This is a genomic window from Acetobacter thailandicus, assembly GCF_011516655.1.
Classification (GTDB): domain Bacteria; phylum Pseudomonadota; class Alphaproteobacteria; order Acetobacterales; family Acetobacteraceae; genus Acetobacter; species Acetobacter thailandicus.
The window spans coordinates 488798-513356 of record NZ_WOSV01000001.1 but is presented as its reverse complement, the minus strand read 5'-3'; the positions used below and the strand labels follow the sequence as shown (position 1 = coordinate 513356).

The following is a 24559-nucleotide window of genomic DNA, read 5'->3' as shown; positions in this document are numbered from 1 at the left end:
TTTTAGTCTGCGACTCGCAGCTGTTCCGGTCGCAAACCTAACCCCTCGCTTCTACTGCCTTCATAACACAAGATGAAGAGGGGCTTTACATATCTGCTGATAATTTACTCAGCAAAGCATTCCATAAAGGCGGAAATCTGGCAGGAAGTCCTTTTTCTTCATGAATACACACCAGAACAACATTCAGACTGGCGACCAGCTTACCGGACTTGCTAATAATCTGCTCAAGTGTGCAGCTCGCCGCATTAAGTTCAAGCAGGCGTGTTGAAACAGTAAAAACATCATCAAGCCTGAGTGGCATACGGTAGCTGATGGTAAGGTCACGCACAACAAACGCAAGGCCGAACTGCTCAGAAAGCGCTATAACCGGTATTCCCAGGCTGCGAATGGCCTCTGTGCGCGCTCGCTCGGCAAAGGCGAGGTAGCGGGCATGATACACAATACCTCCGGCATCGGTATCTTCATAATAGACACGAAAATCTATTGTATGACCTGTCATGCCTTACTCCCGCTATCTGAAAGCAAATCCATCTGATCTGAGAAACTCCCCTCCGGACGTGCCGGCGGTGTCAGGCCCAGATGCAGCCAGCCTCGCTCACCCAGCATACGGCCACGGCTGGTCCGCATAACCAGCCCTTCCTGAATAAGATAAGGCTCAATCACATCCTCGAGAGTATCGCGCGCTTCAGCAAGAGCTGCGGCAAGTGTTTCAACACCTACAGGCCCGCCATGATGATAATCAGCAATGCGGCGCAGGTAACGTCTGTCCATTGCATCCAGACCCAGTGCATCAACCTCAAGGCGACGCAGGGCCATATCAGCGACCTCGCGACTTACAGGCTTACCGTCCGAGGAGGCAACAGCCGCAAAATCACGCACACGGCGCAGCAAACGCCCTGCAATACGTGGCGTACCACGGGCACGACGGGCAATTTCCTCAACAGCCTCAGAGCTTAATGCCACACCCAGCTTACCAGCTCCGCGGGCAACAATCTGGCACAACTCCTCTGTCGTATAAAAAACCAGCCGCAAAGGAATACCAAAGCGGTCCCGCAGCGGTGTTGCCAGCAAACCAGCACGCGTTGTTGCTGCAACCAGAGTGAAAGGCGGCAAATCGATTCGTACTGAGCGGGCTGCCGGCCCCTCTCCAATAATCAGATCGAGCTGAAAATCCTCCATCGCAGGGTAGAGAATTTCTTCAATGGCAGGCTGAAGACGATGAATTTCGTCAATAAACAAAACATCACGCGCCTGAAGGTTAGTCAGAATTGCGGCGAGATCGCCCGCACGCTGAATAACCGGCCCGGATGTTGCACGAAAGCCCACCCCAAGCTCACGCGAGACAATCTGCGCAAGCGTTGTTTTACCAAGGCCTGGCGGGCCATGCAGCAAAACATGGTCTAGAGCCTCACCACGCTGACGGGCAGCCTGGATAAAAACCGATAAGTTCTCACGACTGGTTTTCTGCCCGGTAAAGTCGGAAAGACTTTGTGGACGAAACGCTGCTTCACCGGCATCTTCTTCCTGGCGGCCGGCATGCACTTCGCGCTCTGAAAAGCCTTCATCCTGCTTCACGATGCAAGCTCCTTCAGAGCATCACGTAATATACCATCAAGTGTCGCCTCTGCACCGCGTCCGGCAAGTAGCCGTCTGACTACTGGCACGGATTCTGAGCGGCGGAAACCAAGGCCGGTCAAAGCCAGCAATGCATCAGATTCGATCGTACCAGCACCTTCAGCAGGTGCCTGTCCTGGCACAGCGACTGCATCACCGCCGCCCGGCATTTTGCCTGCTTTATCACGCAGCTCAGTAAGAATGCGCTCTGCAAGCCTGCCACCCACACCAGCAGCCCGGGTCAGACTGGCTTTATCTGCCGTGCTCAGTGCAGTTACCAGTTCACCAGGAGAGAGAATCGACAAAATAGCAAGAGCCACTTTGGCCCCGACTCCCTGCACGCTTGTAAGCAGACGAAACCATTCGCGCTCGGCATTCTCTCTGAAACCATACAGCAGAATAGCGTCTTCACGAACGACAGTCTCAACCAGCAGCTGCACTTTAACGGGCGGATCAGGCAAAACTGCCAGGGTGCGGGCCGAAGCCGCAACCAGATAACCCACACCATTCACATCAATGACGCAGGAAGCCGTATCCTGCTGAATAATCAGGCCAGACAGAAAAGCAATCATGCCATGCGCACTCCCGCTGCAATATGATTCGCACTGGCCCGGTGGTGTGCATGGCAAATCGCAACGGCCAGAGCATCAGCCGCATCAGCGCGCACCATTTTAACCCCAGGCAACAAACGCCCGATCATCATTTCAACCTGGTCTTTACTAGCAGAACCGGTGCCCACGACAGATTTTTTAACCGACAGCGCACCATACTCTGCCACATGCAGACCCGCCAGAGCAGGCACCAGCAACGCAACACCACGGGCATAGCCGAGCTTAAGCGTAGAACTGCCATTGCGGTTTACATAAGTTTCTTCAACCGCCGCCTCAGCCGGGTTCAGCCGGTTGATCAGAAGAAGCAAATTGTCATGAAGCACTTTAAGGCGCTCAGGAACGCTGTCGGCACTGTTCGTCGCGATGACACCGTTTTCAACATGCCTGATGCGATTACCCTCAACGTCGATTACACCCCAGCCCATAAAGCGCAGGCCGGGGTCAATACCGAGCAGACGTACCACCCTCAGGCAGACAGTTTTTCGGCAAGGTCATCCGGCAGTTCAAAGTTGGCGTACACGCTCTGCACGTCATCATTGTCTTCCAGAACATCAAGCAGCTTGAACACAGAAGTAGCTTTTTCTTCGTCAAGCATCACTGAGTTTTCAGGGCGCCAGTCAAGTTTTGCGCTCTCTGGCTCACCAAATTTTGGCTCAAGCGAATCACGCACAGCAAAAAGCGACTCGACCTCGCAGGTTATTTCGTGACCTGCTTCGGAAGAAACGACGTTTTCTGCGCCAGCTTCGATCGCGGCTTCAAGCATATCATCTTCAGATGCCGCAGATGACGGATACATGATCACACCAAGCCTGCGAAACATAAATGACACTGAGTTTACTTCGCCCAGAGATCCGCCGTATTTTGAGAATGCGGCTCTGACCTCAGACGCTGTACGATTGCGGTTATCGGTCAGCCCTTCGACAATAACAGCAACACCTGACGGGCCATACCCTTCGTAACGCACTTCAACGTAATCATCGCCGCCACCGGCACCAGTTGCCTTTTTAATGGCACGATCGACGTTATCTTTAGGCATATTCACACTACGGGCGGCAGAAATAGCCGCACGCAGACGCGGGTTAGACGCAGGGTCAGGAATACCCGAACGGGCAGCCACAGTCAGCTCACGAATAACCTTAGCAAACTGCTTAGCCCTTCTGGCGTCCTGCGCACCTTTGCGGTGCATAATGTTCTTAAACTGGGAATGACCCGCCATCTTCTTTTACCTATATTCTTTCAATAGTTCTGTCTGATTCAGGCAATCCGCCCGTGACAGTGCTTATATTTAGCCCCTGACCCACAAGGGCAAAGGGCATTACGCGATGTTTCACCCCATGCTGCAGGGTCAGTCGAAACAGCCGCAGCAGGCGCTTCTTCAAAAGAAAGCGCACCAGGCTCGGGTGCAGCCTCAGCATGGTGTTCAATACCAGCTACAGGTGCAGCCTCACCCATAAGAACAGACTGCGCATCCAGCTCAGGCGGTGCAACCTGAACATGCGACATCAGCGAGACAATACGCTGATGCATTTCACTAAGCATCAGGGTGAACAGCTGAAATGCTTCATGCTTATATTCGTTAAGAGGATCTTTCTGACCGTAAGCACGCAGGCCTATACCCTGACGCAGCTGGTCGAGAGCATGCAAATGCTCTTTCCAGACCGCATCATAAGTCGTCATAAGCACCTGTTTTTCGACCATACGCATAAGCTGCGGGCCCATATTGGCTGCACGGGCAGCCTGCGCCTGCATAGCGGCCTGGATAATGCGCTCAGCAACCTGCTCACCATCCATACCATCCTCTTTTGCCCACTCAGCAACAGGCAGATCGAGGGCCATATCTTTTTTTAAAGCGGCAGTCAGACCATCAACATCCCACTGCTCGGCAAAAGATTTCTCAGGGATATGACGGGCAACGAGATGATCGGTGACCTCCTCAAGAGCCTCCTGCATAATAGAAGAGACGTCTTCCATTGCCATATATTCACGACGATGCGCGTAAACTTCCTTACGCTGGTCATTCATCACATCATCATATTTGAGGGTATTTTTCCGCATATCAAAATTGCGGCCCTCAACTTTTTTCTGAGCTCTTTCAAGGGCCTTACTCAACCAGGGGTGAACAATAGCCTCCCCCTCTTTCATGCCCATTTTCTGGAACATGGAGCCCATGCGATCAGAGCCAAAGATACGCATCAGGTCATCCTGAAGCGAAATAAAGAAGCGTGAATTACCCGGGTCACCCTGACGACCGGCACGACCACGCAGCTGGTTATCAATACGGCGGCTTTCGTGACGCTCGGTGCCAATCACGTAAAGCCCTCCGGCCTTACTGACAATCTCATGATCGCGCGCAACCTGAGCACGCACATCGTTCTCAATAGCTTCACGCTGAGCTTCGTCTGTCACCCCAACAAGGCGCTGAGCAATAAGCATATCGGTGTTACCACCCAGCTTAATATCAGTGCCACGGCCAGCCATATTTGTTGCAATAGTAATGGCACCTGGCGCGCCGGCCTGTGCCACAATTTTTGCTTCCATCTCATGAAAGCGGGCATTAAGCACGTTGTGAGGGATCTTCTCGCGACGCAGGAGCGCTGAAAGCTCCTCACTTTTTTCAATCGACGTTGTGCCAACCAGAATAGGCTGCCCGCGTTTGTGCACTTCGCGCACAAGTTTAGTAACTGCTGCGAATTTCTCAGCTTCCGTCAGATAAATTTCGTCGTCCTCGTCCTTTCTGGCAATCGGACGATTAGTCGGAATTTCGACAACATCAAGCTTATAAATTTCTGCAAATTCATCAGCTTCTGTCATTGCTGTTCCGGTCATACCAGACAGTCTGGGATAAAGACGGAAGAAGTTCTGAAACGTAATTGAGGCCAGTGTCTGATTTTCCTGCTGCACCTCAACGTGCTCTTTAGCCTCGAGCGCCTGATGCAGGCCATCAGAATAACGGCGCCCTTCCATCATACGGCCGGTAAACTCGTCAATAATAACAACTTTACCCTGCTGCACGATGTAATCAACGTCACGCGTAAACAGCGTATGCGCCCGCAAAGACTGCTGCACATGATGCACAACAGCGACGTGGTGCATATCATACAGGCTGCCTTCATCCTGCACACCAGCCTGACGGAGCAGTTCTTCAACTTTTTCCGACCCTTTATCGGTCAGAATGACGTTGCGGAATTTTTCATCCTTATCATACGTCTCGGGGTCTTTAACCAGCTCAGCCACAACCGCATCAACTGAGCGGTACAAATCAGAGCTGTCTTCGGCAGGACCGGAAATAATCAGCGGAGTACGGGCTTCGTCGATCAGAATGGAGTCAACCTCGTCAATGATGACGTGGTTAAACGGACGCTGAACCATTTCTTCCTGGCGATATTTCATATTATCGCGCAGATAATCAAAACCGAACTCGTTGTTCGTACCGTATGTAATGTCAGCCGCATAAGCTGCACGACGTGCGTCATCCGGCATATTAGGAACGATAACGCCGGTCGTCAGCCCAAGGAAGCTGTAAAGCTGGCTCATCTCGGCCGCATCACGCGAGGCCAGATAATCATTGACGGTTACAACATGCACGCCTTTACCCTCAAGCGCGCTGAGGTACACAGCCAGCGTTGCAACAAGTGTTTTGCCTTCACCCGTACGCATCTCAGCAATACGACCAGAATGCAGCACCATGCCGCCAATAAGCTGCACATCAAAATGACGCATACCCAGCACACGGCGGGAGGCCTCACGTGCAACAGCAAAAGCTTCAGGCAGAAGCTTATCAAGAGTTGCACCCTGAGCCAGACGCTCGCGAAATTCTGTCGTTTTAGCAGCAAGACCGGCATCACTCAGAGCCTGGATCTGCGGTTCAAAGGCATTAATTTCCGGCACGCGACGCTGGAACACCTTAAGCGTCCGGTCATTAGATGTGCCGAACAGGGCGCGTACGAAGCTTGCTAGCATAAAAACCTTTCCACAAATCACGGCCGCAGCCAGGATTTTCTTCTATCCAGAACCAGACCAGAAAAAAATGAACAAAACACACTGTTACAATATAAATCGCTCTATAAAATAGGGTCAGGGCAGCCTGTGGTCAACCAAGCACCGACTTTCTTAATGTCAGACACACCAGGCAGAGGACTTGCAGGTCTGACCAGGGTGCTCCATAGATATAGTTACAAACTACTCCACATCCTAAGGTATTGATATGCGGTTTCACACTCAGGCTTTTGCTCTTGCTGCAACAGCTCTGCTGGCTTCGACCACTCTGTCAGTCCGTAGCTATGCTGCACCGGCAACCTCTCCTGCACCTGCAGCCGCCCCTCAGGCTGGTGCAGCTCCGGCCCAGCCGCTGAACCCTGCAGCTGTCGTAGCAACAGTAAATGGTCAGAAAATTACTCTTGCTGATATGCAGAGCGCATTGAAAAATCTGCCACCTCAGGTACAGCAGCTGCCACAGAACATGGTTTTCCCCATGCTGCTGAATCAGCTGGCTGATCAGAAAGCCATCCAGATCGTTGCCAAAAAAGAAGGTCTGGAAAAGCAGCCTGACGTAGAAAAAGCAATGCAGACAGCTGCGGCTAACGCCCTGCAGAACGCATGGCTTTCTCAGCAGGTTACACCCCGCCTGACAGAAGCTAATATAGAAGCCTATTACCAGAAAAACTATGCCGGCAAGCCACCTGAGCAGGAAGTGCACGCCCGTCATATTCTGGTTAAAACTGAAGCCGAAGCTAATGATATTATCAAAAAGCTGAAAGGCGGCGCTGACTTCGCACAGCTGGCAGCCCAGCTCTCTAAAGACACCGGCAGCGCAAAGCAGAACGGTGGAGACCTCGGCTGGTTTAAAAAAGGCGATATGATTGCCCCATTCTCCAATGCTGCATTTGCTATGAAAAAAGGGGAAATCAGCTCTGTACCAGTTAAGAGCGAGTACGGATATCATGTCATTCAGGTGCTTGACACCCGCACTGATCCTATCCCGACGCTCGATAGCGTAAAAAATAAAATTCGCCAGGCTCTGGTGCAGGAATACGTGCGTGAAGCTGTAGAAGCTGCAACCAAACAGGTTAAAATTGTACGATTTGACCCTGCCACAGGCAAACCTCTTCCTGATGCACCTGCGCCAGCAGCTGCTGCACCAGCTAAACAATAAAATAAGCGCATTTTTACGTCAGCCATACCGCGGTATGGCTGACGCTGATATTTTCTGTATCTCGTAAGGACATCGCATCATGGCGCCAGCGCTTCCGGTCTCCCCTCTTGCACGGCCTCTTCCTGAGCTTGGCAGCATTCGAGGAGTGCGCCTTGGCGCAGCAGCAGCCGGAATTCGTTATCAGAACCGCACAGACCTTGTCCTTGCAGAATTCATCGCCGGTACAACCGTTGCCGGTGTCTTTACAAAATCAAAGTGCCCTGGGGCTCCTGTAGACTGGTGCCGCGATATCCTGCCTGATGGTGAGGCAAGAGTGCTTGTCGTTAATGCCGGCAATGCCAATGTCTTTACCGGGAAAGCGGGGCGCGAGACCTGTACCGTCACAGCTGATGCCGCAGCACAGCTCGCCGGCTGCTCCCCGCGCAATGTTTATCTGGCCTCAACCGGAGTCATTGGCGAAATTCTGCCGCATGAGCGCATTACTGCTGCTCTGCCGGCACTTCATGCCTCTCTGAGTGAAACCGGCTGGGAAGCCGCTGCCCGCGGCATTATGACAACCGATACCTTTCCTAAAGCGGCAATCCGCACAGCAACACTTAACGGTGCGACTGTCACCCTTCAGGGAATCGCTAAAGGGAGCGGCATGATTGCTCCCGATATGGCAACAATGCTGGGTTTTATCACCACAGATGCGGCTATTCCGGCCCCTGTGCTACAACGCCTTCTGTCAGAAGAAATTAAAACCACATTCAACTGTATCACTGTCGATTCTGACACCTCGACCTCCGATATGGCGCTGCTCTTTGCCACCGGCACAGCAGAAAATGCAGCCATAGACGAAAATACGACCACTGATGCCCCCATACTGGGCGCGTTCAAAGCCGCTTTACACTCCGTACTCAAAGAACTGGCTCTGCTGGTTATTCGTGATGGTGAAGGCGTAACCAAGCTGATCACCATTCAGGTCTCAGGCGCAGTATCTGACGACTCTGCCTGGCGCGTCGCTATGGCCATTGGCAACTCCCCTCTGGTCAAAACAGCCATTGCCGGCGAAGATGCCAACTGGGGTCGTGTTGTTATGGCCGTGGGCAAATGCGGTGAACCAGCTGACCGTGATACCCTCTCTGTTTCCATCGGTGGTGTGTGCATTGCCCACAATGGCACCGTTGTTGCCGGTTATGATGAAACCCCCGTTGTGAACCACATGAAAGGTCAGGAAATAGAGATCGAGGTCTCTCTGGGCCTTGGCAATGGCTCTGCACGGATATGGAGCTGTGATCTGACGCATGGCTATATCGACATTAACGGGTCATACCGCAGCTAAGGCAGACATCACGTCAGTGCAATACACCGCCTGCAAGGAACGATGACATGACTTCCGATCTTCCTCCTGGCTGGAATTCTCCGGCCTCAACGGGGCAGGCAGCCCCGATAATGACGCAAAACACGCAAGAGCATACTATCTGGGTCTATGCCGGTTTCTGGTGGCGTGTCTTCGCATTTACACTTGATTACGTTTTTTTAAATATTATTGGTTTTTTTGTCGGACTGGCTCTGAAACCAAGTGCCATAATACAATGGCACGAGCTCTCCCTGCCTGGCACTGAAAGTGACGAGCCAAGCGTTACAAATGTTGCCAGCTTTATGTCGGATGGTGCCACCATTCTGGTGCCCCACCTTCAGACCGCAGGCCTGCATCAGTTTTCTCTTGTCATGTTTCTTCTCATCGCCTGCTACTGTATACTCTTCGAAGCGTCTCCTTACCGTGGCACGCCTGGTATGAAATTATGTCGCATTGAAGTTGTAACAACTGCAGGAAAACAGGTTTCTGTTTTACGGGCGGCCCTTCGCTTTTTTGTGAAAACATTTCTTTCTTTCCCGCTGTTTTTTATCGGCGTTATCATGGTCGGGCTGACACCACGTAAACAAGGGCTTCATGACATAATAGCAGATACGCTGGTGATACGCCGCAGACGCGAGCAGGACGTTATTTTCACTCAGCACTCATAGAGCAGATCTCAGAGTCTGCCCTGCTTTTACCCTAACGCACTTTATCTCTGTACGCTTCACATCTTCTGCATAACGTGACAGCGTCATTTTTCTGTTTAAGATGAAAAAAGGACAGGTACGCCATGGCGGCAGTAAGCCAGACATACGTTTCCATCCATTCCAGATTGTTATCGTCACTGCGACGGGCTGCTCTCACAATGATTGTAGCAGCTCTCCTTCTGGCTGGTTTTATACCACATATTATAGGTGCAACTGCTGCCTGTGCAGCTGACACACCACCAGCCGCGACGTTAAGCCGTCAGGATGCTGAACAGCTTTTGTCTGTCCTTAATGACCCCCGCAAACGTGAAGATTTTACACACACCCTGTCTTTAATGGCCAAAGGGTTGCCGCCAGCTGCGGCCCCGGCTTCTGCCGGCGGCGTAATAACCCCGGTCATAAACAGCCACAATATTAACTCAGAACTAAGCTCTGTCTCTCAAACATTAAAACAGTACACATATAATTTTGTCGGACTATTCGAAGACCTTGGCTTTGTTGGCTCGTGGTTTCACTCTGAGATCAGTCACTCTGATACCAGAAAAACCTTAATTGATGCTTTTAGCCGCGCTGGTTTTATCGCTATTGCAGCAATTGTTCTTGAGCATTTTATCAGCATCTTCTTAAGAAAACGTCTTATTTCTTTCACTAAGATGGCTGAAAAGCAGCAGAATCAAAAACGGGAAAAAGCTGCCGCTGAATATGCCGCTGAAGCAACCGGGACAGACGGTGCAGACACCCGGGCGAAGGATCAGAAACACCGCGACCAGGTCCTTAGCTACCTCTCCCGCACACCTTACACCCTTATGCACCTGCTGCTTAAAATGGTGCCCGTTCTTGCTGCTCTGCTGACCGGCTACCTGGGCGGTATTTTTCTGACGGTTTCCTCTCAGGGGCGTACGGTAACGTTTACTCTGGTCACGGCATACATCCTTGCCCGTGTATTATATCTGCTTCTTGAAACTGCTCTCGCTCCGCGTTCCCCTGCCATCCGCCTTATCCCTGTCAGCAGCACGACAGCTCACATGCTAACCCGCTGGTGGATGGCTCTGGTTGCTGTACCGGCTCTGATTATCTGCCTTTCCACACTGGGAAGTGAGTTCGATCTGCCTGCACGTGGCGAGCAGGCGATGCTGCGTGGCGTTATTCTGGTTATGCATCTGATTATTGCCGCGTTTATCTGGCGCGTGCGTAATATTGTTGCAGCCACTCTCCAGCCATCAGCAGAAAAAAAGAAACGAGCCTTCTGGTCTTTTATTGGTACGCTGGCAAATTTCTGGTGGATTCCGGTCCTCTTCCTCGATATCGCCCTGTGGTTCATCTGGGCAGCTCACCTGAAGGGCGGATATCAGTGGATTCTCCATGGTCTGCTGATGACACTTCTGTGCCTCGCACTTTCAAGGCTTGCTGCCGTATTAATTTACGGTGGTCAGGACCGCCTCTTCCACATTTCTGCCGAAATGGAAGCCTCTCATCCGGGCCTCCAGAAACGTGCTGATTACTATTATCCGTTTGTACGGCGTATTCTGACCTTCTTTATTGTCTTTGCGACCTGCGTCTTTCTTGCTCAAAGCTGGGGCATCCCAGGCGTTTACTTCTTTACCCAGAGCACCGTAGGTTCACGCCTGCTCAGCGCTATCCTTATGCTGACTATTGGCCTCACTGTCGCTTCTCTGGCATGGGAGCTCATTAATGGTCTGCTCAACAAGCAGATCGACCGCTACACCGCACAGCAGCAATCTTCCCGCGCGACCCGCCTGCGCACAGTCCTGCCTATTATTCGAACTGTCCTGCTGGTCATTATCGTAATTATCGTGGCTGTCACGACACTCTCTCAGATCGGCATTAATGTTACACCGCTGCTTACCGGTGCCGGTATTCTGGGCGTTGGTCTGTCATTTGGTTCTCAAAGTCTGTGGAAAGACGTTATCACCGGCTTTTTCATGCTCGCCGAAAACGCCATTCAGGTTGGCGACTGGGTAACTGCCAGTGGTGTATCAGGTACGGTTGAACATCTCTCAATCCGCACATTGCGTGTGAGATCATTTGATGGTGACCTGCATATTATTCCGTTCTCATCTGTGACATCCATTGCAAATACCGGTAAGGGCTTTAACCAGATCATTGTCCGCCAGACACTGACACTGGCCGAAGATTCAACACGGGTTGCCGCAATTATGGCTGGTGTCATTAAAGAAATGCGTACAGAAGATGCTTTCAAAAGCATTATCTTCTCTGACTATAATGACCTTGGCGTTGACTGCTCTGACAGCAATGGTGCTGTTTTACTTGGTACGATCCGCACAGCTCCCATGATGAAATGGAAAGTGCAGCGTGAATTTTACCGGCGTCTGGCAAAACTCATGGCTGACGAGGACGTGCAGTTCTATACGCCCACCTCTTACTACACCACGCCGCCTGACACAGCGATGCACCTGGCTGTTGATGCTTTCCCTGATGCCTTTACCCCCCGGGCGGGCACTCTTCCAGCCACTAACACCGACACACCAGTGCACACGCCGGATGAAACCGGCCACCAAAAACCTGAAGGAAAAAACTAAGCATGTCGGCGCCTTCTGAATTTTCAGAAAAAACCTGCCTGGACTCGCTTGAAGGCGCATTACAAAAATACGGCTTTGCTTACGAGCAGGCCGTCGCCATGCGCCCTTTGCTGGAAGAATATGGCCTGAAGAACTGGGAAAGCTTTGCCACAAGCTGGAACAACCTTGGCGTTGATCGCTATATGGCCGACAACGGTCGCTACAGACGCCGGCGCTATGCAACCTACTCTGTGTCAGAGAATGCGATTATACGCAAAGCACACCAGCCACATTACCAGAGCAGAGACTATAATACGCTTAATGGTGGTATTGAGCGTCTGTTTAAACCCATCACACAGGCAGCCGGGTCGCACCCGGCGTTACTGGCTGTTCTGGCAGTGCTTCGTCGTATTGCAACTAATCTGACACCCGAAAACCTGCACCCGAAAACCTGGCATGCTGAAGTACATCAGTTCCGGATCGAAGCGAATGCCTCCTTCGCAGGACAGCCGACACCTGAAGGGCTGCATCAGGATGGGGTAGACTGGGTGTGTGTGCTTATGGTGCACCGTGAAAATATCACCAGCGGTACCACGACCATCTATGATCTGAACCGAAACCCGGCAGGCAGCTTCACCCTCACGAATGCCATGGACGCAGCTTTCGTCAATGACAGCAGAGTTTATCATGGTGTGACCGCCATAACCCCGCTTGATACGACCCGCCCGGCTTACAGAGACGTACTGGTCGTCACATTACGGCACGAATAAAATTAATACCCTGCATAATGAATAGCGTGCAGGCTCACAAAAATCAGTCCCATGACAAAGAGAACAGCAACGCCTGCCTGCGTAATATCTTTAAGCTGAGGAGTTTGCTCCTCTCCATGGTTTGAAGATACTGTGACAGAATCTGTGGAAGTCGGAGAGGGCAGAGGGCGCATTGCAGCCTTTGTCTGCCCGGCAACCTCGCACGCTACCTGCTTTTCGTGAACATTTGTATCAGATGACTGTTCAGACACAATCGTATCAGATTGTATTTTTGTAATAACAGCACCCTCCCTTTATTAAAATAAAACCAATAGAATCAAAGTTCCCTGTTATTTTCAGATCAGGCGACACACACACAACCCTGACGCATTGTGCGATATTCCTCTCATCATACCCAGAAGAATATTGTACCGGAGAATTTTTATGAAACCCTTACCCTGCCTGCTCTGCGCAAGTCTTGCCGCAGTATTACCTCTCACCAAATATACAACTCCGTCTGCCATAGCAGAAACACCTGCCAGCCAGAGCATGACTCATCATTACGCCACACACTTTTTTGAGGGCCACTGGTCAGCTATGTCACTGCCTTCAGTCACAGTGAAGGCGACAGACCCGACAAACCCCAAAACCAGCCTGACAGTTATTTTACCTGACACACTCACAAAAATAACCGGACAGGACCAGTTTCATCTTACCCGTCAGTCAGGCTCGGCGTGGTCTGCCAGACAAAACGGCCTGAGCGTGACATTTTCCCTGATATCAGACAACAGCGCCATGCTGCGTATTGATGGCAGCGGTGAGAAACAACATCTGAATATGTTCCTCTACCGCGATGAGTAAAGATTAAACACTCTGCTCCGAAGCTGAAGCCGGAGTCCATGTCTTTAAAAACTCCTCCAGGGCAGCATCGGACTTACCGATTGTCACATTCAGAGTAACGTAAAGATTGCCTGCCGGACGCGCCCCATGCTCCTGAACACCACGCCCGCGCAAACGCAGTCTGGTACCGGTATCAGAACCGGCAGGCACGTTCATCTTAACAGACCCTGTTGGCGTGGGAACCATGATGCTCCCCCCCAGCACGGCTGTTTTAAGATCAACTGGCAAAATCTGATACACATCACTCCCTTTACGGGTATAGGTAGCATCAGGGTTCACAATTACAGTAATCAGAGCATCACCTTTAGGTCCGCCCTGTACTCCATCTTCACCTTTGCCACGCAGGCGCAGATGCTGACCACTTTCAATCCCAGGTGGAATTTTTACATCGAGCACGGACCCATCAGGCAACGTGATGCGTGAAGTGGCCCCGTTAACAGACTCAAGAAAGCTGACGTTGAGAGTGTAAGACCGGTCAGCACCCTTTTGAGGGCCTCTGCGGCGAGCACGCGGACCACCAGAGAACATGCCAAAAATATCATGCAGATCATCCCCTGAAAAATGCCCCTCCTGGCCTGCTCCTGAATAACCAAAACCACCGCGGCCACCCTGAAAGCCACCACCATAGCCATGAGGAGCTCTTTCCTGCCCGTCAGCATCAAGCTCACCACGGTCAAAACGAGCGCGCTTTTCAGGGTCAGACAAAAGGTCATTAGCCTGATTCACAGCTTTAAACTGCTCTTCAGCGACTTTATCATCCGGGTTCAAATCAGGATGATATTTTTTTGCCTTCTGCCGGTAAGCTTTGCGAATGTCATCCTGGGAGGCTCCTCTTGCAAGTCCCAGAACCTCATAAGGATCACGCGCACTCATTGACCTTTTCCCTGCGTTGTTACTGATGTCGGATCCTGTATAAAACTACCTGTGTCCAGAAGACTAATCAGCAGGGCAATCGCAACATCCCGATTGTACCCTGCCAGTTCTGCCTCCCTGACAAGAGCATCAATCCTGGGTTTCAAAAACGCCTCAGCCGATAGCGCAGTCATATACGGCTAATCCTCTCTCTTTATTTAAAATAATACTAAGAGTAATAATGGGAATGGTAACGCCTACGGTCAATGGAGAAAGCAGGATCTCTGTAACCTGAACACTGATAACTTACCTTTTTATCTCCCGTACACCTGCAAGATTCAAAGAACCGATAGCATCCGGCCTCTATAGAGACTATAAGGCTTCGGAGAAGATACTAAAACAAGCCCGTGCCAGATCCCTTCTGCTGCCTGTGCTGTTTTTTAAGTGGAGAACCGGAGATGACTGACAGACCGCGCTTTTTTGATGACCTGACCGGTATAGCCGGCGGCGCTTTTTCAGCCTTTACCGGCGCACGTGAAGAGCTGAATGCCATCATACGTAACCGCGTTAGTGAAATACTGGCCAGCCTGCATGTTGTCAGACGTGAAGAGTTTGACATTGTGCGTGAGATGGCAACACAAACCCGCATCAGTCTTGATGCTGCTGAACGTCGTATTGCTGACCTTGAAACACACATTGAAAACCTGAAGCGCAGCTAAGCAATAACGCAACGGTCATACCTGAAGCACCCTGATTTTGTTCTTTTAGTATGCCCAGTGACCAGGAGTGAGTCATGCCAGCACTGAACACAGCACCTGCCACAGGCACGCTTAACCCACTTGATCTGATTGAACAGATTGCTGCAGGGCTGGACTGGAATTTTGACCGCTGCACAGACACAGAGCTGGCAGCTGAAGCGCCGGGAAAATGGTGCACCTATGGACTTTTTTTCTCATGGTCGACTGAGCTGAGCGCGATCCATTTTACGTGCGCTTTTGATCTGAAAGTCTCTGTACCAAAGCGCAAGAGCATGTATGAACTCATTGCGCTGGCAAATGAGCATATCTGGATCGGGCATTTCAGTCTGGATCAGGAAGACGGCATTTTACTGTTTCGTCATGCACTGCTCCTCCGCGGCATTGAGCTGAATATAGACATTTTTGAAGACCTGATCGACATCGCCCTGACGGAATGTGAACGTCTTTACCCTGCTTTTCAGTTTTTCTTGTGGGGTGGACAGAACCCTGCCGAAGCTGTCAAGGCTGCGATGCTAAACTGTGCCGGAGAAGCCTGAAATGCACGACACACGCTTACTTCCTTCTGTTTTGCTGGCAGGGTGCGGCAAAATGGGCACCGCCATGCTGGAAGGCTGGTTGAGTCAGGGCTTAAGACCCTCTGTTATTCTCGATCGCCACGATCAGACGCTGCCTCACCCACACAGGCACATACGTCAGACAGAAGAGCTTCCTGCTGACTTTATACCCGATGTGATTGTCATGGCTGTCAAACCGCAGACGTCTGACAGCTTGCTACATCAGCTGACCCGACACTTTGCCGGTGTACCGGTCCTCTCTCTCATGGCTGGCCGCACTCTCGAAAGCCTGAGTCAGCACAGCTTTGCCCATACAGGGCACCCTCCGGCCATTATTCGCGCTATGCCCAATACACCCTGTGCACTGGGTGTTGGCATGACCGGGCTTTATGCCGGCCCTCACGTGACTGAGCAGCAGAAACATGACTGCGAAAAACTTGCCGGGGCGGTTGGTAAAACAATATGGGTTGAGCAGGAAAGCCAGATGGATATTGTCACGGCTGTTTCCGGCAGTGGCCCGGCTTATGTTTTCCTTTTAGCCGAACTGCTGGAAAAAGCGGGTATTGACCAGGGGCTGCCGCCACATACAGCCCGGGAACTGGCACGCCAGACCATTTACGGAGCCGGATGCCTGCTAAGCCACTCCACACTTGATGCGGCTGAACTCCGCACCCGTGTCACAAGCCCAGGCGGCACTACGGCAGCTGCTCTTAACGTATTCATGGCACCGGATGCCTGGCCTGACACTGTGACCAAAGCCATTCAGGCTGCTGTATCACGCTCAGAAAAGCTGGCATCCTGAAGATTTTTTCTTTTTCATTTTTGATCTGACAGGTCTTTCTGATGGATACCGACGATTTTGACACGACCCTCCTGAACGCCGCTATGGCACTGGCTGCTGAGAAAGGCTGGGCTTCTGTCTCATTGCTCGATGCAGCCCGTAAGGCTGAGCTTTCATTTTCTGAAACACGCACACGCTTTCCACTACGCAGCTCACTGCTGCTGCGCCTTGGCCGGCTGGCTGATGATTCTGCACTGGCTGATAACAACGACACCAGCCCAGCCAGAGAGCGACTTTTTGATCTGCTCATGCGCCGTTTCGATGTCTTTCAGATCTATCGGGATGGTGTGCGGGCCGTTTTACATGCCCTGCCGACTGACCCGGCACTGACACTCCTCCTGAGTGGCGCAACGTTTGAAAGCATGCGCTGGATGACTGATGCCGCCGGCATTCCTGTCACCGGTATCAAAGGGTTTGTGAACACGAACATTGTTATCGGGATATGGACGCACACGCTGCGCGTATGGGAAAAAGACGACAGTGAGGATATGAGCCGTACCATGGCAGCTCTTGATCAGGCACTTGATAAAGCCGCTCGTTTTAAGCTGTTTGCAGGTGATGCCGCACCGGATGATGACCTCTCACATGGCTCTGACTTTATGACATCAGGTCTGCCTGAACCAGAAAATATCTCTTTTAATGAAAAACCTGACTACTGACATCTTTACGAAACGCCCTGGTTTGTCTTAAAAGGGCACACCACGGCACCAATGGGGCGTAGCCAAGCGGTAAGGCAGCGGATTTTGATTCCGCCATGCGGAGGTTCGAATCCTCCCGCCCCAGCCATCTTTCCCGTATCACGACGATGATATTTGACCTTTTGTATGAGAGAGCTTTTATTCTCCCATGCACTGCGCTGACCTGCGCGTAAAAAAATCACATCTTATATGTTTTCACGATGCAGCGCGTTGCCGTTACGCCTGTACTGCTATGAATGTTGCCTTCAAATGACCTCCCACCCTGCGGCTAAAGCCCCTCTCCTGTCATTCAAGGGACTGAAAGCAGCCCTTATGGCCCGCACCCTCTCTGCTTTTTCCTCTCAGGTGCAGGCTGTCGCCGTCGGATGGCAGATTTACGCTCTTACACACGAGGCCTCTGCCCTTGGTTTTGTAGGGCTGGCGCAGTTTTTGCCCATGGTCACTTTTATCTTTCCGGCAGGCCATGCAGCTGACCAGTACAACCGGCGTCGCATTGTCATCATCTGCCAGATAACAGAGGCTATGGCCGCTTTATTCATGGCTCTGGCCTCATTTCAAAACGTTGTCACCCCTGTCATGATATACGGGCTGGTGGCACTTTTTGGCATGTGCCGCGCCTTTGAAATGCCAGCTCAGCAAACTTTTATACCCGCTATCGTGCCGGTATCGGCCTTTCCTCGCGCAACAGCACTCTCATCCTCCCTGTTTCAGGTTGCCTGTATTGCCGGCCCCTCGATCGGAGGCTTGCTTTACGGCCTGGGGCCAACGCCATGCTATGCGCTATGTGCCATCGGCTTTGGCATAGCGGCTCTCTCTACTTTACTCATGAAGCTCAGCTTCCCTTCACGCCCGCGGCAGCCCGTTAGCCTGGCCGCTGTTTTTGGCGGTATTATCTTCCTCAGGCAAAACCCGACCATGCTGGGCGCACTGTCACTCGATCTGTTTGCTGTCCTGTTGGGAGGGGCCACAGCTATGTTGCCTCTGTATGCAACTGACATTTTGCATGCCGGCCCATGGGGACTGGGACTGCTCAGAGCTGCTCCGGCCATAGGGGCCTTACTGGTTGCTGCTGTACTGGCCCGCCGGCCCATGGGGCACAACTCAGGATTATGGATGTTTTTCTCCGTTGCTGTTTTCGGTGTCGCCACGATTCTCTTCGGATTCTCGAAGTCCATCCCCCTCTCCGTGCTTGCACTCGCAGTTCTGGGAGGTGCTGACGTCATCAGCGTCATGGTACGCAGCTCACTGGTACAGCTTGGCACACCTGACGAAATGCGCGGGCGGGTATCAGCCGTAAACATGCTGTTTATCGGCTCATCAAATCAGCTGGGGGAATTTGAAAGCGGTATGCTGGCAAGTGCGGTCGGCGCTGTACCTGCTGTCGTCATTGGCGGCATTGGTACACTCGCCATCACAGCAATATGGATGGCACTCTTCCCTGGCCTGAGAAAACTCGACAGGCTGGATGACATCACCCCTCAGGAACTCAGAAAGACGACGTAATTCTAAACAATTAAGAAAAATAACGGAGTATATTTCGAAAAGAACACACGAAATATACTCCGCTTTCAGAGAGTTTTACCTGCAGGTTACACCCGGATCAGGAGAAAAACCGAATACAGTGCCAACAGTTTTTCTGCTCTGCGATCAGGGTATTATACAACTTTTTTAAGGTTCGGGCTGGCCTTAAAGCGCACGGTCTTACCAGCTTTTACTTTAACCTGCTCACCTGTGCGTGGGTTAAGAGCCTTACGCGCCTTGGTCTTACGCACTGTAAAAGTCCCAAAAGACGGCAGAGTAAACCCACCTTCATTTTTAAGTTCTTCAATAATAGCGTCTAGCAGATCGTTAGCCGCCTGATTGGCCGCAACGCCGGTGCAATTGATCGAATCCTGAATGACAGCCGCAATAAATGCTTTGCTCATTGAGACAATATCTCCCTTACAGATAAAATTATCTTATTGGTAATTATAGCTTATGCTACCCGACTTCTCGCTATGCTTGTAGTCATATTTTCAGAAAAAATATAACTTCATTGAAAACAGTACGAAAAATATCTTATCAGAAACCAGAAAAGACAGTGAAGAATGGTATGCTACCCCCCTCCTCTCCCTCCGGGATCACTCTGCCTTTTTGCCGCTTATACCCCCGATGGCGCTCTTCCTGACTACACAAAATTTTATCTCAGAAACCTGCTGGAGTGTGGTTTAACGCTGCATGTCTGTTTTTCCGGCACAGAGCATATTACTGCTGACAGCCTGACCTTTTGCACAGAAAACAGAATACAGACCTATACCAGACCCAATAAAGGCCTTGATTTTGGCGCATGGTGCTATCTGCGGAACCATATACCCACACATAATGTGCCTTTTATTGTGCTGGCTAACGACAGTGTTTTCGGGCCCTTTGCACCGCTGCCTCCTCTTTTACAAAAATTCAAAGCCTCTCAAAAACCCGCATGGGGCCTCGTCGCCTCACGCGCTGTTACGCCACACCTTCAGTCATGGTTTGTCAGCCTCTCTCAACAGGCATGGCAGGCGCCTGCAGTAAAACGGATTTTTCATCTGCCATTTGAGAACATGTCCCGCTCAGAAATTATCTGGCATGGCGAACTGGGGCTTTCTGTCGCCCTTACCGATAGTGGCTTCACACCCGATGCGTTATGGAGCGACCTCAGGGCGCCATTAGCCCGTTTTTTTCCTGCTAACCCGGCCCATGCGCGCTGGCGTTCTTTTTTACGCACAGGACTGGTGCCTTTTATAAAGCAGGAGCTCCTCAGAGATAACCCTTATCATATTCCGGCCCTGTCTGACTGGCGACGCGAGATACTGCCGGGCAATGGTTTCAACCCTGCGTGGATCGACGCATATCTTGCAGGCACCCCACCCCGTACGACCCGTACCCGTTCAAACCGAAAAGGCCGTCTGCTTTACACAATGCTGTCTGAAGCTGACCGCTATCGCCCTCGTTTTTAAAACACCCGTTCAAACCCGTCACACATGAAAAAAAATTATTAATTATTAATATTGAGAATCATTCTCATTAGCGCTATCTCCGCCTGTCTTTACTTTATCAGGCCGGGAAATCCACTTCGATGCACAGAGGCATTCGTCACAGCTCTATGTTTCTGACACTTGGCTTTCTGGCATCGACGACTCCGTCTTTAGCCAGCCAGTCAGCCGGCAGCTCAACAACAGATCACGTCAAAAAGCACCCACACCGCATCACAACGCAGGCCACAAAAGCACAGCATACTCAGGCCGCCACGTCTGAACAGCTGACGGTTAAGGGACGACGCGCCTCTGTTGTTGCCTCATCAGCAACAAAGAGTGATACCCCACTGATTGATACGGCTCAGTCAATCACAGTCATCACACGTAACGAGATGGATATACGCGGTGTTCTGAGCCTGAATCAGGCCGTGCGCTATGCTGCGGGCATAACCCCTGACCTGCGCGGTGGCATTGGTACCCGCTACGACCAGTTTTTGCTGCGCGGCTTTACAGTCCCCACCTTTCTTGATGGCCTGAAAGTGCAGGACAGCCCGACAGGCTACGCGGTTGCCCAGACAGATACCTCACGCCTTGACCGTATTGAAATGCTCAAAGGGCCGGCATCAGCACTCTACGGTCAGTCAAGCCCGGGGGGACTTGCCGCACTCTCCAGCAAACTTGCGACTGACCAGCGCTCTTACGGCAATGTCACGGCAACCGGCGGCATGTTTGACCTTTATCGTGTTGATAGTGATGTCGGTGGTTATGCAAATAATGACGGCTCAGTGCGCTGGCGCCTTTACGGCACAGCCAATGGTCAGCACACGCAGCTGGCCCGCACAGGCAGCCGCCGTTTTTCTATCAGCCCGACCTTTACATTTGGTGGTAACGGACCAACAACACTCACCATTCTGGGGAACTATCAGTATGACCCTGAAGGCGGCACCTATGGTGGTGTGCCTCTGGTTGGTTCACTCAAACGCGCCTCATTTGGCTATCTGCCTCGCAATTTTTATGATGGCGATGTTTCATTCGAAAAATTCAATCGCCGTCAGGGCGCATTTTCCTATTTCTTCAATCATCGCTTTAACGATGACTGGAGTTTTTCCTCACGCGGGCGCTATGACGATATCCGTGTAATCAACCGCAGTACATACGATGCCGGATACTGGGAAGCCGACGGTTACACCCTGCCCCGCTATGCCTATGGTACCAAAGAACACACCTATAATATGGCCTATGACAGCCAGTTTAAAGGACATGTACGCACCGGCCCGCTTAAGCACACCCTTATGACAGGCTTTGACTACATGTGGCAGCGCGCTACCGAAACCTACACGCAGGGTGATGCACCTTCACTCAACGCTCTGCACCCTGATTATCATATGGCATTTCCGGCTCAGACGGTGGGTGCACGCTACCTGACAAACTCGCACCAGATAGGAATATACGCACAGGATGAGATTCGCTGGCACGGGCTGGTGCTGAATGGCAGCCTGCGGAATGACTGGTACCGCTCTGACCAGAAAGAATATCTTGCCGGTTCAGACACCAGACAAAACCCTTCACAAATTACCTGGCGTGCTTCTGCCCTTTACCATTTCAAATTTGGCCTTGCCCCTTATATCAGCTACTCAACCTCTTTCCAGCCACAGTCAGGCTTTACCTCAAAGGACGGTGGCAAAACCCTGAGCCAGGCCAACCCAACACTGGGCAAACAGCTTGAAGGTGGTGTGAAATACCAGATCCCCGGCACACCCATTCTGCTGACAGCTGCGGGGTTCCATATCGAGCAGTCCAATGTCCTTGTTGCTGTCGGCAATCTGCCCTACGGCATTGAAAGTGGCAAAGTACACTCAGATGGCTTTGAGTTTGAAGCCCATGCTGATGTCTATAAAAATCTGATGCTCGAGGCCGCTGTGAGCGTTCAGCGCGTGCATGACGACTCGACAGGTAAACCCCTTATTCAGTCTGGCAAAGGCAATGCCTCTCTGTTTGCATTCTACACCATGCCATCAGGCCCGCTTAAAGGGTTCGGCTTTGGCGGTGGGATGCGATACACTGCCAAAGCTTACGGTGGACAAGCTGATTACGGGAGTGTCTGGGTGCCGCAATATGCTCTGTTTGACGGCTCATTACGCTACGATCTGTCAAACCTGTCTCCGTCCCTGCGGGGATGGACTGCCTCAGCCAGTGTGCGCAACCTGTTTGACAAACATTATGTTTCAAACTGTCTCGCTTATGCGTCATACGGTCAGGCATTCTGCTACTATGGCGAACGCCGTAATGCGCAGGCCAGTATCGGCTTTTCATGGTAAAACACCCATTATCCAGCGGTGCGCGCCTTAAGGCTGTGCTCCGCAGTTTTGGGATTTTACTCACAGGCTATGCACTGGCAGCCCTTGGGGGGGCTGTTCTGGCCTGGGCTCTGCCGCTGCACAGAGCTGACCGGGCACTCATCGGAACAATGAGCTCGCTGGTATTGTGGCCTGTGGCTGTTATGGCTGGATTTTTTTGCTATGGCCCGGCTGGCCACGTACCATTTCGTAAAGCTATGGCATGGCTGCACAACTGGGCTGGCATTGTTACAGGCTGGATCATCTACATTATCGTACTCTCTGGCACGCTCAGCGTTTTCCGACCTGAAATAGGGATATGGATGCGCCCAGAACTGCAAGGGCGCATCGCTACACCTGCACAGGCCTTACAAACCGCTGTTAACTGGCTTTCTGCACACGCAGCTACATCATCAGCCTGGTATCTTACGCTCTTCCCTGGCCCTGATGGACTACGCGCCCCTTTTGTCTGGGCTGTATGGCAGGCACCCGATGGCACTTTTATGCAACGCGCTCTCGACCCTCTGACCGGCGCCCCGGATGTTATTCGTGATACGCTGGGCGGCGATTTTTTTTATCGCTTTCACTTTGAACTTCAGCTCCCCTACCCCTGGGGGCGCCTGCTTGCCGCTATAGCCGCCTTAGCCCTCGTTCTGACTCTGCTAAGCGGCGTTATTATACACCGGCGCATCTTTATTGATTTTTTTACCTTTCGCCCCGCCAAAGGCAGACGAAGCTGGCTGGATGCTCATAATGTCGGAGGCGTCGCCGCCCTGCCTTTCCACCTGGTTATCGCTCTTTCAGGTGCAGTGACACTTGCCACACTGCTGTTTCCGTGGAGCGTGCAAACCGTTTATCATAATGATATCAACAGCTTTGCAGGTGAACTCCAGCCAGGCAGTGCGCCCTTACCATTAACCGGCATGCCAGCCAGGCTAACGGCCATTGCCCCGTTAATGCAAAAGCTCAGGCAGAATAATCCTGATTTTACGCCTGCCCAGATTTATATTTACAACCCGATGGACAGCGCCTCGCTAATAGTTTTTTCAGGTGATGACCAGGGTAGCATTGGCAATAACTCTCACGTGTTGCGTATCGAAGGTAAGAACGGTGAAGTTCTTTCTGATACGCACGAGCACCGCTCAGTGATCTCTCTTTTTTCCGTACTTTACGGCCTTCATGTTGCGCATTTTGCTGATACCTTTACCCGCTGGCTCTACTTCCTCTCCGGCCTGTTGCTGGCTGTTGTTATCGCCAGCGGGCTCTGTCTTTGGGTCAGCCATCCTAAACGGCAGGGGGGTATGTACACGATCATCGCACGGCTCAACCCCGCCATCATTACAGGCGGACCTGTTGCCCTGAGCAGCTATTTTATTATTAACAGACTTCTTCCTGTTTCATGGGCCAGCCGTGCAGAATATGAAGTACAAAGCATGTTTATTCTGTGGGCTGTGCTGGTTTTTATATGTGCATGTCTGCCAGCACGCCTCTCCTGGCGCTTATTATGTGGGCTGATGAGCATAATACTACTGACTATCGCTATACTCAGCATGACAGTACCCGGCGCAATCGGAACCAGCTTTATACTCGTCTCACTCACTCTGGCCGCAGCCTTTATTGCAGCCATACTGCACAAAGGCCGCACCCCGTGAGCGTAATTTTACTCTCTCTGCTCAGTACCGGAGCAGGGCTCTGCCTGCCTGCCTTTATTACCAGGCGGGCTGACATGTTAAAACACCGCTTTCAACTGCGAAGCATCAGCATACTCTGTCTGTTTTTTTCATTTTGCTGCCTGCTCAGTCACTATCACTCCGCACTGGCAGCACTTGTGACATGGGCTGAAATGGCAGGCCTGTGCGTGGTGGCAATCGCAGCTTTACGCGGCAGCCACCAGCACATCAAAACCTGAAGG

Annotated in this window: 25 protein-coding genes and 1 tRNA gene; 16 read left to right on the top strand and 10 right to left on the bottom strand. The window is 51.7% G+C overall.

The features are described from left to right. Window positions 1–85 precede the first annotated feature (85 nt). From GOB58_RS02325 to secA, 6 genes are read right to left on the bottom strand one after another with little or no spacing between them, the layout of a single operon-like run. Window positions 86–499, bottom strand: coding sequence for a YbgC/FadM family acyl-CoA thioesterase (locus GOB58_RS02325; protein WP_194299586.1), 414 nt, complete (start codon window positions 497–499; stop codon window positions 86–88). Then, window positions 496–1575: a Holliday junction branch migration DNA helicase RuvB gene (ruvB, locus tag GOB58_RS02320; protein ID WP_086553810.1), complete on the bottom strand. Its 1080-nt coding sequence runs from the start codon at window positions 1573–1575 to the stop codon at window positions 496–498. The genes GOB58_RS02325 and ruvB overlap by 4 nt, the downstream gene beginning before the upstream one ends. After that, the gene (gene ruvA / locus GOB58_RS02315; RefSeq protein WP_173559210.1) at window positions 1572–2186 is read right to left on the bottom strand and encodes a Holliday junction branch migration protein RuvA; all 615 of its coding nucleotides are present in this window, start codon (window positions 2184–2186) and stop codon (window positions 1572–1574) included. The genes ruvB and ruvA overlap by 4 nt, the downstream gene beginning before the upstream one ends. Continuing rightward, on the bottom strand, window positions 2183–2689 hold the full coding sequence (ruvC, locus tag GOB58_RS02310; protein ID WP_086553808.1) for a crossover junction endodeoxyribonuclease RuvC: 507 nt from the start codon (window positions 2687–2689) through the stop codon (window positions 2183–2185). Before ruvC ends, ruvA begins: the two co-directional genes overlap by 4 nt. Window positions 2690–2691: 2 nt before the next feature. Then, window positions 2692–3441 carry a YebC/PmpR family DNA-binding transcriptional regulator gene (locus GOB58_RS02305; RefSeq protein ID WP_086553807.1) on the bottom strand — a complete coding sequence of 250 codons (750 nt, stop codon included), beginning with the start codon at window positions 3439–3441 and terminating at the stop codon, window positions 2692–2694. Window positions 3442–3479: 38 nt separating this feature from the next. Beyond that, complete coding sequence (gene secA, locus GOB58_RS02300; protein ID WP_086553806.1) at window positions 3480–6185, bottom strand: preprotein translocase subunit SecA; 2706 nt, start codon at window positions 6183–6185, stop codon at window positions 3480–3482. A gap of 244 nt (window positions 6186–6429) precedes the next feature. Between secA and GOB58_RS02295 the strand changes: the two genes are divergently transcribed. From GOB58_RS02295 to GOB58_RS02275, 5 genes are all read left to right on the top strand, one after another. Next, a complete protein-coding gene (locus GOB58_RS02295; protein WP_086553805.1) occupies window positions 6430–7377 on the top strand; it encodes a peptidylprolyl isomerase in 948 nt (315 codons plus the stop codon). Window positions 7378–7456: 79 nt separating this feature from the next. After that, on the top strand, window positions 7457–8701 hold the full coding sequence (gene argJ / locus GOB58_RS02290; protein WP_173559209.1) for a bifunctional glutamate N-acetyltransferase/amino-acid acetyltransferase ArgJ: 1245 nt from the start codon (window positions 7457–7459) through the stop codon (window positions 8699–8701). Between the two features lie 47 nt (window positions 8702–8748). Further along, window positions 8749–9387, top strand: coding sequence for an RDD family protein (locus tag GOB58_RS02285; protein WP_173559208.1), 639 nt, complete (start codon window positions 8749–8751; stop codon window positions 9385–9387). Window positions 9388–9584: 197 nt separating this feature from the next. Continuing rightward, the gene (locus GOB58_RS02280; protein ID WP_407651728.1) at window positions 9585–11987 is read left to right on the top strand and encodes a mechanosensitive ion channel family protein; all 2403 of its coding nucleotides are present in this window, start codon (window positions 9585–9587) and stop codon (window positions 11985–11987) included. A gap of 2 nt (window positions 11988–11989) precedes the next feature. Further along, complete coding sequence (locus GOB58_RS02275) at window positions 11990–12736, top strand: 2OG-Fe dioxygenase family protein (RefSeq protein ID WP_173559206.1); 747 nt, start codon at window positions 11990–11992, stop codon at window positions 12734–12736. Between the two features lie 2 nt (window positions 12737–12738). On the opposite strand, the gene GOB58_RS02270 is transcribed toward GOB58_RS02275, so the two are convergent. Continuing rightward, window positions 12739–12987, bottom strand: a complete 249-nt coding sequence (locus GOB58_RS02270; RefSeq protein WP_173559205.1) for a hypothetical protein — start codon at window positions 12985–12987, stop codon at window positions 12739–12741. Between the two features lie 172 nt (window positions 12988–13159). Between GOB58_RS02270 and GOB58_RS02265 the strand changes: the two genes are divergently transcribed. Next, window positions 13160–13576: a hypothetical protein gene (locus GOB58_RS02265; protein ID WP_086553800.1), complete on the top strand. Its 417-nt coding sequence runs from the start codon at window positions 13160–13162 to the stop codon at window positions 13574–13576. Between the two features lie 3 nt (window positions 13577–13579). Here the strand turns inward: GOB58_RS02265 and GOB58_RS02260 are convergent, their stop codons facing one another. Then, on the bottom strand, window positions 13580–14488 hold the full coding sequence (locus GOB58_RS02260) for a DnaJ C-terminal domain-containing protein (RefSeq protein WP_086553799.1): 909 nt from the start codon (window positions 14486–14488) through the stop codon (window positions 13580–13582). Beyond that, complete coding sequence (locus GOB58_RS02255) at window positions 14485–14661, bottom strand: hypothetical protein (RefSeq protein WP_173559204.1); 177 nt, start codon at window positions 14659–14661, stop codon at window positions 14485–14487. Before GOB58_RS02255 ends, GOB58_RS02260 begins: the two co-directional genes overlap by 4 nt. Window positions 14662–14925: 264 nt before the next feature. On the opposite strand from GOB58_RS02255, the gene GOB58_RS02250 reads away from it, so the two are divergent. From GOB58_RS02250 to GOB58_RS02225, 6 genes are all read left to right on the top strand, one after another. Beyond that, window positions 14926–15186 (top strand): accessory factor UbiK family protein, encoded by a 261-nt coding sequence (locus GOB58_RS02250; protein ID WP_086553798.1) that lies wholly within the window; start codon window positions 14926–14928, stop codon window positions 15184–15186. Between the two features lie 74 nt (window positions 15187–15260). After that, a complete protein-coding gene (locus tag GOB58_RS02245; protein WP_086553797.1) occupies window positions 15261–15761 on the top strand; it encodes a type III secretion system chaperone family protein in 501 nt (166 codons plus the stop codon). A 1-nt stretch (window position 15762) separates the two neighbouring features. Next, a complete protein-coding gene (gene proC, locus GOB58_RS02240; RefSeq protein WP_173559203.1) occupies window positions 15763–16581 on the top strand; it encodes a pyrroline-5-carboxylate reductase in 819 nt (272 codons plus the stop codon). 41 nt (window positions 16582–16622) lie between these two features. Beyond that, window positions 16623–17279 (top strand): TetR family transcriptional regulator, encoded by a 657-nt coding sequence (locus GOB58_RS02235; RefSeq protein ID WP_086636079.1) that lies wholly within the window; start codon window positions 16623–16625, stop codon window positions 17277–17279. Between the two features lie 52 nt (window positions 17280–17331). Further along, a tRNA-Gln gene (locus GOB58_RS02230) sits at window positions 17332–17406 on the top strand. A 161-nt stretch (window positions 17407–17567) separates the two neighbouring features. After that, window positions 17568–18821, top strand: coding sequence for an MFS transporter (locus GOB58_RS02225; protein ID WP_173559202.1), 1254 nt, complete (start codon window positions 17568–17570; stop codon window positions 18819–18821). A 152-nt stretch (window positions 18822–18973) separates the two neighbouring features. Here the strand turns inward: GOB58_RS02225 and GOB58_RS02220 are convergent, their stop codons facing one another. Further along, window positions 18974–19243, bottom strand: coding sequence for an HU family DNA-binding protein (locus tag GOB58_RS02220; protein ID WP_086553793.1), 270 nt, complete (start codon window positions 19241–19243; stop codon window positions 18974–18976). A 162-nt stretch (window positions 19244–19405) separates the two neighbouring features. Here GOB58_RS02220 and GOB58_RS02215 point away from each other — a divergent pair, with 162 nt between their 5' ends. From GOB58_RS02215 to GOB58_RS02200, 4 genes are all read left to right on the top strand, one after another. Continuing rightward, window positions 19406–20293: a rhamnan synthesis F family protein gene (locus GOB58_RS02215; protein ID WP_173559201.1), complete on the top strand. Its 888-nt coding sequence runs from the start codon at window positions 19406–19408 to the stop codon at window positions 20291–20293. A gap of 119 nt (window positions 20294–20412) precedes the next feature. Further along, the gene (locus GOB58_RS02210; RefSeq protein WP_242005184.1) at window positions 20413–22629 is read left to right on the top strand and encodes a TonB-dependent siderophore receptor; all 2217 of its coding nucleotides are present in this window, start codon (window positions 20413–20415) and stop codon (window positions 22627–22629) included. Further along, a complete protein-coding gene (locus tag GOB58_RS02205; protein ID WP_173559200.1) occupies window positions 22623–24299 on the top strand; it encodes a PepSY-associated TM helix domain-containing protein in 1677 nt (558 codons plus the stop codon). The genes GOB58_RS02210 and GOB58_RS02205 overlap by 7 nt, the downstream gene beginning before the upstream one ends. Continuing rightward, window positions 24296–24556, top strand: a complete 261-nt coding sequence (locus tag GOB58_RS02200; RefSeq protein ID WP_173559199.1) for a hypothetical protein — start codon at window positions 24296–24298, stop codon at window positions 24554–24556. Before GOB58_RS02205 ends, GOB58_RS02200 begins: the two co-directional genes overlap by 4 nt. Window positions 24557–24559: the final 3 nt, after the last annotated feature.

Coding starts and splice junctions, on each gene's coding strand:
- GOB58_RS02325 (WP_194299586.1), bottom strand. CDS start 499: ATGACAGGTCATACAATAGATTTTCGTGTCTATTATGAAGATACCGAT.
- ruvA (WP_173559210.1), bottom strand. CDS start 2,186: ATGATTGCTTTTCTGTCTGGCCTGATTATTCAGCAGGATACGGCTTCC.
- GOB58_RS02305 (WP_086553807.1), bottom strand. CDS start 3,441: ATGGCGGGTCATTCCCAGTTTAAGAACATTATGCACCGCAAAGGTGCG.
- secA (WP_086553806.1), bottom strand. CDS start 6,185: ATGCTAGCAAGCTTCGTACGCGCCCTGTTCGGCACATCTAATGACCGG.
- GOB58_RS02295 (WP_086553805.1), top strand. CDS start 6,430: ATGCGGTTTCACACTCAGGCTTTTGCTCTTGCTGCAACAGCTCTGCTG.
- argJ (WP_173559209.1), top strand. CDS start 7,457: ATGGCGCCAGCGCTTCCGGTCTCCCCTCTTGCACGGCCTCTTCCTGAG.
- GOB58_RS02285 (WP_173559208.1), top strand. CDS start 8,749: ATGACTTCCGATCTTCCTCCTGGCTGGAATTCTCCGGCCTCAACGGGG.
- GOB58_RS02280 (WP_407651728.1), top strand. CDS start 9,585: ATGATTGTAGCAGCTCTCCTTCTGGCTGGTTTTATACCACATATTATA.
- GOB58_RS02275 (WP_173559206.1), top strand. CDS start 11,990: ATGTCGGCGCCTTCTGAATTTTCAGAAAAAACCTGCCTGGACTCGCTT.
- GOB58_RS02265 (WP_086553800.1), top strand. CDS start 13,160: ATGAAACCCTTACCCTGCCTGCTCTGCGCAAGTCTTGCCGCAGTATTA.
- GOB58_RS02260 (WP_086553799.1), bottom strand. CDS start 14,488: ATGAGTGCGCGTGATCCTTATGAGGTTCTGGGACTTGCAAGAGGAGCC.
- GOB58_RS02255 (WP_173559204.1), bottom strand. CDS start 14,661: ATGACTGCGCTATCGGCTGAGGCGTTTTTGAAACCCAGGATTGATGCT.
- GOB58_RS02250 (WP_086553798.1), top strand. CDS start 14,926: ATGACTGACAGACCGCGCTTTTTTGATGACCTGACCGGTATAGCCGGC.
- GOB58_RS02245 (WP_086553797.1), top strand. CDS start 15,261: ATGCCAGCACTGAACACAGCACCTGCCACAGGCACGCTTAACCCACTT.
- proC (WP_173559203.1), top strand. CDS start 15,763: ATGCACGACACACGCTTACTTCCTTCTGTTTTGCTGGCAGGGTGCGGC.
- GOB58_RS02235 (WP_086636079.1), top strand. CDS start 16,623: ATGGATACCGACGATTTTGACACGACCCTCCTGAACGCCGCTATGGCA.
- GOB58_RS02225 (WP_173559202.1), top strand. CDS start 17,568: ATGACCTCCCACCCTGCGGCTAAAGCCCCTCTCCTGTCATTCAAGGGA.
- GOB58_RS02220 (WP_086553793.1), bottom strand. CDS start 19,243: ATGAGCAAAGCATTTATTGCGGCTGTCATTCAGGATTCGATCAATTGC.
- GOB58_RS02215 (WP_173559201.1), top strand. CDS start 19,406: ATGGTATGCTACCCCCCTCCTCTCCCTCCGGGATCACTCTGCCTTTTT.
- GOB58_RS02210 (WP_242005184.1), top strand. CDS start 20,413: ATGCACAGAGGCATTCGTCACAGCTCTATGTTTCTGACACTTGGCTTT.
- GOB58_RS02205 (WP_173559200.1), top strand. CDS start 22,623: ATGGTAAAACACCCATTATCCAGCGGTGCGCGCCTTAAGGCTGTGCTC.